The following is a 13,045-nucleotide window of genomic DNA, read 5'->3' on the forward strand; positions in this document are numbered from 1 at the left end:
GCCGGGGGCGCTTCGCTTTCCCGGCCTACAACATATGACACTCTGTGATTAAACGCGCTCGAACACCGTCGCGATCCCCTGGCCTAAACCGATGCACATCGTCGCCAGACCAAACTCTACGTCCTTACGCTCCATCAGGTTGAGCAACGTGGTGCTGATTCGCGCGCCGGAACAGCCGAGCGGATGACCGAGGGCGATCGCGCCGCCGTTGAGGTTGATCTTCTCATCAATCTGCTCCATCAGTCCCAGATCTTTAATGCACGGCAGGATCTGCGCGGCGAACGCTTCGTTCATCTCAAACACGCCGATATCGCTGGCGCTCAGCCCGGCTTTTTTCAGCGCCAGCTTCGACGCCGGTACCGGACCGTAGCCCATGATTGACGGATCGCAGCCGACTACCGCCATTGAACGTACGCGGGCGCGCGGCGTCAGGCCCAGCTCACGGGCGCGGCTTTCGCTCATTACCAGCATCGCGGCAGTGCCATCGGAGAGGGCGGACGAGGTGCCTGCCGTTACCGTCCCGCTGACCGGATCGAACGCCGGGCGCAGAGTGGACAGCGCTTCGACGGTGGTTTCCGGGCGGATCACTTCGTCGTAGTTAAACTGTTTGAGCACGCCGTCCGCGTCATGACCGCCGGTCGGGATAATCTCGTTTTTAAACGCGCCGGACTGGGTGGCGGCCCAGGCGCGGGCGTGCGAACGCGCGGCAAAGGCATCCTGCATTTCACGGCTGATGCCGTGCATACGGGAGAGCATTTCCGCCGTCAGCCCCATCATGCCTGCGGCTTTGGCGACGTTGCGGCTGAGTCCCGGGTGGAAATCCACGCCGTGGCTCATCGGCACATGGCCCATATGCTCCACGCCGCCGACCAGACACGCCTGCGCGTCGCCGGTCATGATCATACGCGCGGCGTCATGCAGCGCCTGCATTGACGAACCACACAGACGGTTAACGGTAACCGCCGGGACGGAATGCGGGATCTCCGCCAGCAGCGCGGCGTTACGGGCGATGTTAAAGCCCTGCTCCAGCGTCTGCTGCACGCAACCCCAGTAGATATCGTCCAGCGCCGTCGCCTCCAGCGCCGGATTGCGCGCCAGCAGGCTGCGCATCAGATGCGCGGACAGATCCTCCGCGCGCACATTGCGAAACGCGCCCCCTTTCGAACGGCCCATCGGGGTACGGATCGCATCAACAATTACCACCTGTTCCATTGTGACTCCTTAAGCCGTTTTCAGGGAACCAACCGGACGGGCAGGCTCAACCGGGGGATAGTACGGTTCGTTATGACGCGCTTTATTACGCAGACCTTCCGGCACGGCATACAGCGGGCCGAGGTGCTGGTACTGTTGCGCCATATCGAAATATCTGGCGCTGCCGAGCGTATCCAGCCAGCGGAACGCGCCGCCGTGGAACGGCGGGAAGCCCAGGCCGTAGACCAGCGCCATATCGGCTTCCGCCGGGCTGGCGATAATGCCTTCTTCGAGACAGCGCGCCACTTCGTTGACCATCGGGATCATCATGCGGGCGATGATCTCTTCATCGCTGAAGTCATGCTTCGCATTGCTGACGTCGGCCAGCAGGCTCTCTACGGTAGCGTCTTCTTCTTTCTTCGGCTTGCCTTTGCTGTCTTCTTTATAACGCCAGAATCCGAGGCCGTTTTTCTGGCCAAAACGGTTGGCGTCAAACAGGGCGTCGATCGCGTCGCGATAATCTTTCTGCATTCGCTGTGGGAAGCCAGCGGCCATTACCGCCTGAGCATGATGCGCGGTATCAATGCCCACCACGTCCAGCAGGTACGCCGGGCCCATCGGCCAGCCAAACTGCTTTTCCATCACCTTGTCGATTTTGCGGAAGTCCGCGCCGTCGCGCAGCAGCTGGCTGAAGCCAGCGAAGTAAGGGAACAGCACGCGGTTAACAAAGAAGCCGGGGCAGTCGTTGACCACGATCGGCGTTTTACCCATACGGCTTGCCCAGGCGACCACCTTAGCGATGGTTTCATCCGAGCTTTTCTCTCCGCGAATAATTTCAACCAGCGGCATCCGGTGAACCGGATTAAAAAAGTGCATCCCACAGAAGTTTTCCGGGCGTTTCAGCACGCTTGCCAGTTCGCTAATGGGAATGGTCGAGGTGTTCGAGGCCAGTACGGTATCCGGACGGACTTTTTCTTCGGTCTCCGCCAGTACCGCTTTTTTCACTTTCGGATTCTCGACCACCGCTTCGACAACCACATCCACGCGTTCAAAACCGGCGTAGTCGAGGGTCGGATGAATCGACGAAATCACGCCCGCCATCTTCAGGCCGTCAACCTTACCGCGTTCAAGCTGTTTATTCAGCAGCTTGGCGGCTTCGTTCATCCCCAGCGTCAGCGATTTGTCGTTGATATCCTTCATGATCACCGGCACGCCTTTCCACGCCGACTGATAAGCGATACCGCCGCCCATAATACCGGCGCCCAGTACGGCAGCCTGCTTCGGCGTCTGAACATCTTTGGTCAGCTTCTTCGCCTTGCCTTTAACAAACTGATCGTTCAGGAAAATACCGACCAGCGCGCGGGCTTCATTGGTGTGCGCCAGCGGAACAAAGCTTTTGTTTTCCAGATTCAGCGCTTCTTCACGACCAAAACGCGCTGCCGCCTCAATGGTTTTTACCGCGGTGATGGGGGCCGGGTAATGCTTGCCCGCCGTCTGCGCGACCATGCCTTTGGCGATGGTAAAACTCATCGTGGCTTCAATCTTACTGAGCTTCAGCGGCTCCAGCTTCGGCTGGCGTTTGGCTTTCCAGTCCAGATCGCCGTTAATCGCCTGGCGTAAAACCGCCAGCGCGCCTTCAACCAGTTTTTCGGGCTTCACCACGCCGTCGACCAGGCCGATTTTCAGCGCCTGCTCCGCGCCGACGTCTTTACCGGCGGCAATAATTTCCAGCGCGCTGTCCGCGCCGAGCATACGCGGCATACGTACGGAACCGCCGAAGCCGGGCATGATCCCCAGCTTCGTTTCCGGCAGGCCGATGCGCAGATCCGGCGTCGCCAGACGGTAGTCGGTCGCCAGCACGCATTCGCAGCCGCCGCCCAACGCATAGCCGTTGACGGCGGAGAGGGTCGGCACCGGCAGATCTTCCAGACGGTTAAAGACGCTGTTGGCGAAATGCAGCCACTGGCTTAACTGTTCTTCAGGAACAAGGAACAGCGAAAGGAATTCGGTGATATCCGCACCGACAATAAAGGCCGCTTTATTCGAACGCAGCAGCAGCCCTTTTAAATCTGTTTGCTTTTCCAGTACATCCAGCGCCTGGCCGAGGCTGGCGACGGTCGCAGTGTCGAGTTTATTGACCGAGCCAGGGGCATCGAACACCAGTTCGGCGATGCCATCTTCCAGCCAGTCGAGGTACAGGGTGTCGCCTTTGTAAAGCATGTCAGTCTCCTGAATCCGCAAAGTTATCTGGTCGTACCAGATAAGTCGAAGTGTGTATTTTGTGTTAAGGAAATGCAAACAAGTGATTAAAAAAATGCCGTTCAGATCACGCTCGGCAGAAATCACGCTCTCCCGAAACGTTGTGCTAAGATGCGGAGACGAAAGGTCAAAAACAGAAGGATAGAAAATGGAATCACTGGCCGCGCTCTATAAAAATCATATCGTTACCTTACAGGAGCGGACGCGCGACGCGTTGGCGCGCTTCAAACTGGATGCGTTACTTATTCACTCCGGCGAGCTGGTTAACGTTTTTCTCGACGATCATCCCTATCCTTTCAAGGTTAACCCGCAGTTCAAAGCCTGGGTGCCGGTCACCCAGGTGCCAAATTGCTGGCTGCTGGTGGATGGCGTAAATAAACCCAAACTGTGGTTTTACCTGCCGGTAGATTACTGGCACAACGTGGAGCCGCTGCCGACCTCGTTCTGGACGGAAGAGATTGAGGTGATTGCCCTGCCGAAAGCCGACGGTATTGGCAGCCAGCTGCCCGCCGCGCGCGGCAACATTGGCTATATCGGTCCGGTGCCGGAGCGGGCGCTGCAACTGGATATTGCGGCCAGCAACATCAACCCGAAAGGGGTGATTGATTACCTGCACTATCATCGCGCCTGTAAAACGGACTACGAACTGGTCTGTATGCGCGAAGCGCAGAAAATGGCGGTGAACGGGCACCGTGCGGCGGAAGAAGCGTTCCGTTCCGGCATGAGCGAGTTCGATATTAACCTGGCCTATCTGACCGCCACCGGTCACCGTGACACTGATGTGCCTTACAGCAACATCGTTGCGCTTAACGAGCACGCCTCCGTGCTGCATTACACAAAGCTGGATCATCAGGCGCCGTCGGAAATCCGCAGCTTCCTGCTGGACGCGGGCGCGGAGTATAACGGTTATGCGGCGGACCTGACGCGGACCTGGTCGGCGAAAAGCGACAACGACTATGCGCAGCTGGTAAAAGACGTTAACGATGAGCAACTGGCGTTAATCGCCACCATGAAAGCGGGCGTCAGCTACATCGACTATCACATTCAGTTCCATCAGCGCATCGCTAAACTGCTGCGTAAACACCAGATTGTTACCGACATGAGCGAAGAGGCGATGGTGGAAAACGATCTGACCGGGCCGTTTATGCCGCACGGGATCGGCCATCAGCTGGGGCTTCAGGTGCATGACGTCGGGGGCTTTATGCAGGATGACAGCGGTACGCATCTCGCCGCGCCGGCAAAATATCCGTACCTGCGCTGCACCCGTGTGCTCCAGCCGGGCATGGTGCTGACCATTGAGCCGGGGATCTACTTCATCGAGTCGCTGCTCGCAACCTGGCGCGAAGGCCCGTTCAGTAAGCACTTTAACTGGCAGAAAATTGAGGCGCTGAAGCCGTTTGGCGGCATTCGTATTGAAGATAACGTCGTGATCCACGAAAACAGCGTGGAAAACATGACGCGGGATCTGAAACTGGCGTAATGGAGAGTTGGTTAATTCCCGCTGCGTCGGTCACCGTTGTTGAGGAGATCAAAAAAAGCCGCTTCATTACGCTGCTGGCGCACACTGACGGCGTGGAGGCGGCGAAAGCCTTTGTTGAGTCGGTCAGAGCGGCGCACCCGGATGCCCGCCACCATTGCGTGGCGTGGGTGGCGGGCGCGCCGGATGATTCACAGCAGCTGGGCTTTTCCGACGACGGCGAACCGGCAGGCACCGCGGGCAAACCGATGCTCGCTCAGTTAATGGGCAGCGGCGTCGGGGAAATTACCGCCGTGGTGGTGCGCTACTACGGCGGCATACTTCTCGGCACGGGCGGCCTGGTGAAAGCCTACGGCGGCGGCGTCAATCAGGCGCTGCGGCAGTTGACGACACAGCGCAAGACGCCGTTAACCGAATATACTTTGCAGTGTGAGTATGCGCAGTTGACCGGCGTTGAAACGCTTCTGGCTCAGCATGGCGGCAATATCGTCAGCAGTGATTACCAGGCCTGCGTTCTGCTCAGGGTGGCGCTTCCTTATGCCAAAGTGGACGAATTTTCAGCAAAGCTGGCGGATTTTAGCCGTGGTTCATTGCAATTGTTAGCGATTGAAGAATAATCCCCCCTCATTTTGAAGAACTAAGGAAGCGGCAGAGATGCATTTTCGCGCCATTACCCGAATCGTTGGACTACTGGTCATCTTATTTTCGGGGACGATGATTATTCCCGGACTGGTAGCCCTCATCTATCGTGATGGCGCGGGACGTGCATTTACGCAAACCTTTTTTGTCGCGCTGGCGATTGGCTCCATGCTGTGGTGGCCGAACCGCAAGGAGAAGGGCGAACTGAAGTCCCGCGAAGGGTTTCTCATCGTGGTGCTGTTCTGGACCGTGCTGGGCAGCGTGGGTGCGCTGCCCTTTATCTTCTCGGAAAGCCCGAATCTCACCATTACCGATGCGTTTTTCGAATCGTTTTCCGGTTTAACCACCACCGGCGCCACCACGCTGGTGGGATTAGATTCGTTACCGCATGCGATTCTCTTTTACCGCCAGATGCTCCAGTGGTTTGGCGGTATGGGGATTATTGTGCTGGCGGTGGCGATACTCCCTATCCTCGGCGTCGGGGGGATGCAGCTCTATCGCGCAGAAATGCCGGGGCCGTTGAAAGACAACAAAATGCGACCGCGTATTGCGGAGACGGCAAAGACGCTGTGGCTGATTTACGTCCTGCTGACGGTGGCCTGCGCGCTGGCGCTGTGGTTTGCCGGAATGCCCGCGTTTGACGCCATCGGACACAGCTTTGCCACGATCGCTATCGGCGGATTCTCCACGCACGACGCCAGCGTGGGCTATTTTGACAGCCCGACAATCAACAGCATTATCGCCATCTTCTTATTAATCTCCGGCTGTAACTATGGTCTGCACTTCTCTTTACTGAGCGGGCGCAGCCTGAAAGTGTACTGGCGCGATCCCGAGTTCCGCATGTTCATCGGCGTCCAGCTGACGCTGGTGGTGATCTGCACGCTCGTGCTGTGGTTCCATGACGTCTATAACTCTGCGCTGACGACCCTTAACCAGGCGTTTTTCCAGGTGGTGTCGATGGCCACAACGGCAGGTTTCACCACCGACAGCATTGCGCGCTGGCCGTTGTTCCTGCCGGTGCTGCTGCTGTGCTCGGCATTTATCGGCGGCTGCGCCGGGTCTACGGGCGGCGGGCTGAAGGTGATCCGTATTCTGCTGCTGTTCAAACAGGGGAACCGCGAACTGAAGCGCCTGGTGCATCCTAATGCGGTCTACAGTATTAAGCTGGGCAACCGAGCGCTACCGGAACGTATTCTCGAAGCAGTTTGGGGTTTTTTCTCGGCGTATGCTCTGGTATTTATTGTCAGTATGCTGGCGATTATCGCTACCGGCGTGGATGACTTTTCCGCTTTTGCGTCCGTGGTGGCGACGCTGAACAACCTCGGACCTGGGCTGGGGGTGGTGGCGGACAACTTTGCCAGTATGAATCCGGTGGCGAAATGGATCCTGATTGCCAATATGCTGTTTGGTCGTCTCGAAGTCTTCACTTTGCTGGTGCTTTTTACCCCGACCTTCTGGCGTGAATAATGGAGTAACGCGTGAAAACATTGATACTTTTTTCTTCCCGGGATGGGCAAACTCGCGAAATCGCCGCGTATCTGGCGTCGGAACTGAAAGAGCTTGGCATCTGGGCAGATGTCTTCAATCTGCACCGAACCGAAGAGCCGGACTGGGAGAGCTATGACCGCGTGGTCATCGGCGCCTCTATCCGTTACGGGCATTATCATTCTGCTTTCCTGGATTTTGTGAAGAAACATGCGACACGCCTGAACCAAATGCCAAGCGCGTTTTACTCGGTCAATCTGGTTGCGCGTAAGCCGGAAAAACGCACGCCGCAGACGAACAGCTACGCGCGTAAGTTTTTAATGCATTCCCAATGGCGGCCAGACCGCAGCGCGGTGATCGCCGGGGCGCTGCTTTATCCGCGCTATCGCTGGTATGACCGCATCATGATCAAGCTGATTATGAAAATGTCGGGTGGCGAAACGGATACCCGTAAAGAAGTGATCTATACCGACTGGGAGCAGGTCGCCAGTTTTGCCCGCGAAATCGCTCAATTAACTGACAAATCGTCGGTTAAATAAACGCAAAGCATAAAAAATGCGCGGTTGATAAATTATTTTAAATTTCCTCTTGTCAGCCCGGAATAACTCCCTATAATGCGCCACCACTGACACGGAACAACGGCACACAGGCCGCCGGGTCAGCGGGGTTCCGGGAGGAACCTCACGGAGAAAAGCAAAAAATAAATGCTTGACTCTGAGGCGGGAAAGCGTATTATGCACACCCCGCGCCGCTGAGAAAAAGCGAAGCGGCACTGCTCTTTAACAATTTATCAGACAATCTGTGTGGGCACTCAAAGTGACATAGATTCTTGACGTCGCAAGACGAAAAATGAATACCAAGTCTCGAAGAGTGAACACGTAATTCATTACGAAGTTTAATTCACGAGCATCAAACTTAAATTGAAGAGTTTGATCATGGCTCAGATTGAACGCTGGCGGCAGGCCTAACACATGCAAGTCGAACGGTAACAGGAAGCAGCTTGCTGCTTCGCTGACGAGTGGCGGACGGGTGAGTAATGTCTGGGAAACTGCCCGGTGGAGGGGGATAACTACTGGAAACGGTAGCTAATACCGCATAACGTCGCAAGACCAAAGAGGGGGACCTTCGGGCCTCTTGCCACCGGATGTGCCCAGATGGGATTAGCTTGTTGGTGGGGTAACGGCTCACCAAGGCGACGATCCCTAGCTGGTCTGAGAGGATGACCAGCCACACTGGAACTGAGACACGGTCCAGACTCCTACGGGAGGCAGCAGTGGGGAATATTGCACAATGGGCGCAAGCCTGATGCAGCCATGCCGCGTGTATGAAGAAGGCCTTCGGGTTGTAAAGTACTTTCAGCGGGGAGGAAGGGATTGTGGTTAATAACCGCAGTCATTGACGTTACCCGCAGAAGAAGCACCGGCTAACTCCGTGCCAGCAGCCGCGGTAATACGGAGGGTGCAAGCGTTAATCGGAATTACTGGGCGTAAAGCGCACGCAGGCGGTCTGTCAAGTCGGATGTGAAATCCCCGGGCTCAACCTGGGAACTGCATTCGAAACTGGCAGGCTTGAGTCTCGTAGAGGGGGGTGGAATTCCAGGTGTAGCGGTGAAATGCGTAGAGATCTGGAGGAATACCGGTGGCGAAGGCGGCCCCCTGGACGAAGACTGACGCTCAGGTGCGAAAGCGTGGGGAGCAAACAGGATTAGATACCCTGGTAGTCCACGCCGTAAACGATGTCTACTTGGAGGTTGTGCCCCTGAGGCGTGGCTTCCGGAGCTAACGCGTTAAGTAGACCGCCTGGGGAGTACGGCCGCAAGGTTAAAACTCAAATGAATTGACGGGGGCCCGCACAAGCGGTGGAGCATGTGGTTTAATTCGATGCAACGCGAAGAACCTTACCTGGTCTTGACATCCAGAGAACTTTCCAGAGATGGATTGGTGCCTTCGGGAACTCTGAGACAGGTGCTGCATGGCTGTCGTCAGCTCGTGTTGTGAAATGTTGGGTTAAGTCCCGCAACGAGCGCAACCCTTATCCTTTGTTGCCAGCGGTCCGGCCGGGAACTCAAAGGAGACTGCCAGTGATAAACTGGAGGAAGGTGGGGATGACGTCAAGTCATCATGGCCCTTACGACCAGGGCTACACACGTGCTACAATGGCATATACAAAGAGAAGCGACCTCGCGAGAGCAAGCGGACCTCATAAAGTATGTCGTAGTCCGGATTGGAGTCTGCAACTCGACTCCATGAAGTCGGAATCGCTAGTAATCGTGGATCAGAATGCCACGGTGAATACGTTCCCGGGCCTTGTACACACCGCCCGTCACACCATGGGAGTGGGTTGCAAAAGAAGTAGGTAGCTTAACCTTCGGGAGGGCGCTTACCACTTTGTGATTCATGACTGGGGTGAAGTCGTAACAAGGTAACCGTAGGGGAACCTGCGGTTGGATCACCTCCTTACCTTAAAGAACCTGCCTTTGTAGTGTCCACACAGATTGTCTGATGAAAAACGAGCAGTAAAAACCTCTACAGGCTTGTAGCTCAGGTGGTTAGAGCGCACCCCTGATAAGGGTGAGGTCGGTGGTTCAAGTCCACTCAGGCCTACCAAATTTTTGCTGATGCTGCGTTGCGGCGACACTCACATACTTTAAGTATGCTTCGTGTCACCACGCCTTGCCTCAGCAAAAATTACGGGTAATGAGGTTTAACCACACCGTATGGGGCTATAGCTCAGCTGGGAGAGCGCCTGCTTTGCACGCAGGAGGTCTGCGGTTCGATCCCGCATAGCTCCACCATTCTGTGGAATGTTTACGTTATAAAACTTCAGAGTGTACCTGAAAGGGTTCACTGCGAAGTTTTGCTCTTTTAAAAATCTGGATCAAGCTGAAAATTGAAACACAGAACAACGCAAGTTGTTCGTGAGTCTCTCAATTATCGCAATCATGAAGTGAAACATCTTCGGGTTGTGAGGTTAAGCGAACAAGCGTACACGGTGGATGCCCTGGCAGTCAGAGGCGATGAAGGACGTGCTAATCTGCGAAAAGCGCCGGCGAGGTGATATGAACCTTTGACCCGGCGATGTCCGAATGGGGAAACCCGGTGCACCACGGTGCATCATCGTTAACTGAATACATAGGTTAACGAGGCGAACCGGGGGAACTGAAACATCTAAGTACCCCGAGGAAAAGAAATCAACCGAGATTCCCCCAGTAGCGGCGAGCGAACGGGGAGGAGCCCAGAGCCTGAATCAGCTTGTGTGTTAGTGGAAGCGTCTGGAAAGTCGCACGGTACAGGGTGAAAGTCCCGTACACGAAAATGCACAGGCTGTGAGCTCGATGAGTAGGGCGGGACACGTGGTATCCTGTCTGAATATGGGGGGACCATCCTCCAAGGCTAAATACTCCTGACTGACCGATAGTGAACCAGTACCGTGAGGGAAAGGCGAAAAGAACCCCGGCGAGGGGAGTGAAAAAGAACCTGAAACCGTGTACGTACAAGCAGTGGGAGCCTCTTTATGGGGTGACTGCGTACCTTTTGTATAATGGGTCAGCGACTTATATTCTGTAGCAAGGTTAACCGTATAGGGGAGCCGGAGGGAAACCGAGTCTTAACCGGGCGTTAAGTTGCAGGGTATAGACCCGAAACCCGGTGATCTAGCCATGGGCAGGTTGAAGGTTGGGTAACACTAACTGGAGGACCGAACCGACTAATGTTGAAAAATTAGCGGATGACCTGTGGCTGGGGGTGAAAGGCCAATCAAACCGGGAGATAGCTGGTTCTCCCCGAAAGCTATTTAGGTAGCGCCTCGTGAATTCATCTCCGGGGGTAGAGCACTGTTTCGGCTAGGGGGCCATCCCGGCTTACCAACCCGATGCAAACTGCGAATACCGGAGAATGTTATCACGGGAGACACACGGCGGGTGCTAACGTCCGTCGTGAAGAGGGAAACAACCCAGACCGCCAGCTAAGGTCCCAAAGTCATGGTTAAGTGGGAAACGATGTGGGAAGGCTCAGACAGCCAGGATGTTGGCTTAGAAGCAGCCATCATTTAAAGAAAGCGTAATAGCTCACTGGTCGAGTCGGCCTGCGCGGAAGATGTAACGGGGCTAAACCATGCACCGAAGCTGCGGCAGCGAACGTATCACTTAAAGCGATTCAGCGTCTTACGATTGACGGAGCGAAGCGACGTCAAAGCGTATACAAAGTCGAGTCGGTTTAAGGATACGTTCGTTGGGTAGGGGAGCGTTCTGTAAGCCGTTGAAGGTGTGCTGTGAGGCATGCTGGAGGTATCAGAAGTGCGAATGCTGACATAAGTAACGATAAAGCGGGTGAAAAGCCCGCTCGCCGGAAGACCAAGGGTTCCTGTCCAACGTTAATCGGGGCAGGGTGAGTCGACCCCTAAGGCGAGGCCGAAAGGCGTAGTCGATGGGAAACAGGTTAATATTCCTGTACTTGGTGTTACTGCGAAGGGGGGACGGAGAAGGCTATGTCGGCCGGGCGACGGTTGTCCCGGTTTAAGCGTGCAGGTGGAACGACCAGGTAAATCCGGTTGTTCATTAACACTGAGGCGTGATGACGAGGCACTAAGGTGCTGAAGTGACAAATGCCCTGCTTCCAGGAAAAGCCTCTAAGCATCAGGTAACACGAAATCGTACCCCAAACCGACACAGGTGGTCAGGTAGAGAATACCAAGGCGCTTGAGAGAACTCGGGTGAAGGAACTAGGCAAAATGGTGCCGTAACTTCGGGAGAAGGCACGCTGGCGCGTAGGTGAAGTGACTTGCTCACGGAGCTGAAACCAGTCGAAGATACCAGCTGGCTGCAACTGTTTATTAAAAACACAGCACTGTGCAAACACGAAAGTGGACGTATACGGTGTGACGCCTGCCCGGTGCCGGAAGGTTAATTGATGGGGTTATCCTCGCGGAGAAGCTCTTGATCGAAGCCCCGGTAAACGGCGGCCGTAACTATAACGGTCCTAAGGTAGCGAAATTCCTTGTCGGGTAAGTTCCGACCTGCACGAATGGCGTAATGATGGCCAGGCTGTCTCCACCCGAGACTCAGTGAAATTGAACTCGCTGTGAAGATGCAGTGTACCCGCGGCAAGACGGAAAGACCCCGTGAACCTTTACTATAGCTTGACACTGAACACTGGTCCTTGATGTGCAGGATAGGTGGGAGGCTTTGAAGTGCGGACGCCAGTCTGCATGGAGCCGACCTTGAAATACCACCCTTTAATGGCTGGTGTTCTAACGTGGGCCCCTTATCGGGGTTGCGGACAGTGTCTGGTGGGTAGTTTGACTGGGGCGGTCTCCTCCTAAAGAGTAACGGAGGAGCACGAAGGTTGGCTAATCCTGGTCGGACATCAGGAGGTTAGTGCAATGGCATAAGCCAGCTTGACTGCGAGCGTGACGGCGCGAGCAGGTGCGAAAGCAGGTCATAGTGATCCGGTGGTTCTGAATGGAAGGGCCATCGCTCAACGGATAAAAGGTACTCCGGGGATAACAGGCTGATACCGCCCAAGAGTTCATATCGACGGCGGTGTTTGGCACCTCGATGTCGGCTCATCACATCCTGGGGCTGAAGTAGGTCCCAAGGGTATGGCTGTTCGCCATTTAAAGTGGTACGCGAGCTGGGTTTAGAACGTCGTGAGACAGTTCGGTCCCTATCTGCCGTGGGCGCTGGAGAACTGAGGGGGGCTGCTCCTAGTACGAGAGGACCGGAGTGGACGCATCACTGGTGTTCGGGTTGTCATGCCAATGGCACTGCCCGGTAGCTAAATGCGGAAGAGATAAGTGCTGAAAGCATCTAAGCACGAAACTTGCCCCGAGATGAGTTCTCCCTGAGACTTTAAGTCTCCTGAAGGAACGTTGAAGACGACGACGTTGATAGGCCGGGTGTGTAAGCGCAGCGATGCGTTGAGCTAACCGGTACTAATGAACCGTGAGGCTTAACCTTACAACGCCGAAGATGTTTTGGCGGTTGAGAGAAGATTT

The 13,045-nt window shown here is 55.5% G+C and carries 6 protein-coding genes, 2 tRNA genes and 2 rRNA genes; 8 read left to right on the top strand and 2 right to left on the bottom strand.

Going from position 1 to position 13,045, the window contains the following annotated elements; genetic code table 11:
- Nucleotides 1-48 precede the first annotated feature (48 nt).
- Both fadA and fadB read right to left on the bottom strand, forming a co-directional pair.
- The gene (fadA, locus tag K7R23_RS06925; RefSeq protein ID WP_012907890.1) at nt 49-1,212 is read right to left on the bottom strand and encodes an acetyl-CoA C-acyltransferase FadA; all 1,164 of its coding nucleotides are present in this window, start codon (nt 1,210-1,212) and stop codon (nt 49-51) included.
- 9 nt (nt 1,213-1,221) lie between these two features.
- Entirely contained in the window at nt 1,222-3,411 is a 2,190-nt protein-coding gene (fadB, locus tag K7R23_RS06930) for a fatty acid oxidation complex subunit alpha FadB (protein WP_012907889.1), read from the bottom strand.
- A 187-nt stretch (nt 3,412-3,598) separates the two neighbouring features.
- On the opposite strand from fadB, the gene pepQ reads away from it, so the two are divergent.
- From pepQ to K7R23_RS06970, 8 genes are all read left to right on the top strand, one after another.
- Nucleotides 3,599-4,930 carry a Xaa-Pro dipeptidase gene (gene pepQ / locus K7R23_RS06935; protein WP_012907888.1) on the top strand — a complete coding sequence of 444 codons (1,332 nt, stop codon included), beginning with the start codon at nt 3,599-3,601 and terminating at the stop codon, nt 4,928-4,930.
- Nucleotides 4,930-5,544, top strand: a complete 615-nt coding sequence (locus K7R23_RS06940; protein WP_012907887.1) for an IMPACT family protein — start codon at nt 4,930-4,932, stop codon at nt 5,542-5,544. Before pepQ ends, K7R23_RS06940 begins: the two co-directional genes overlap by 1 nt.
- Before the next feature lie 37 nt (nt 5,545-5,581).
- Nucleotides 5,582-7,033 (top strand): Trk system potassium transporter TrkH, encoded by a 1,452-nt coding sequence (gene trkH, locus K7R23_RS06945; RefSeq protein WP_012907886.1) that lies wholly within the window; start codon nt 5,582-5,584, stop codon nt 7,031-7,033.
- A gap of 11 nt (nt 7,034-7,044) precedes the next feature.
- Nucleotides 7,045-7,590, top strand: coding sequence for a menaquinone-dependent protoporphyrinogen IX dehydrogenase (gene hemG / locus K7R23_RS06950; RefSeq protein WP_012907885.1), 546 nt, complete (start codon nt 7,045-7,047; stop codon nt 7,588-7,590).
- 378 nt (nt 7,591-7,968) lie between these two features.
- Nucleotides 7,969-9,510: ribosomal RNA gene (locus K7R23_RS06955) — 16S ribosomal RNA — on the top strand.
- A 70-nt stretch (nt 9,511-9,580) separates the two neighbouring features.
- Nucleotides 9,581-9,657: transfer RNA gene (locus K7R23_RS06960), tRNA-Ile, on the top strand.
- 112 nt (nt 9,658-9,769) lie between these two features.
- Nucleotides 9,770-9,845: transfer RNA gene (locus K7R23_RS06965), tRNA-Ala, on the top strand.
- 174 nt (nt 9,846-10,019) lie between these two features.
- Nucleotides 10,020-13,007, top strand: a 23S ribosomal RNA gene (locus tag K7R23_RS06970).
- The 16S and 23S rRNA genes sit together here with 2 tRNA genes alongside, the layout of an rRNA operon.
- Nucleotides 13,008-13,045: the final 38 nt, after the last annotated feature.

Origin of the sequence: Citrobacter rodentium NBRC 105723 = DSM 16636 (assembly GCF_021278985.1) — a bacterium.
In the GTDB taxonomy this organism is placed as follows: domain Bacteria; phylum Pseudomonadota; class Gammaproteobacteria; order Enterobacterales; family Enterobacteriaceae; genus Citrobacter_A; species Citrobacter_A rodentium.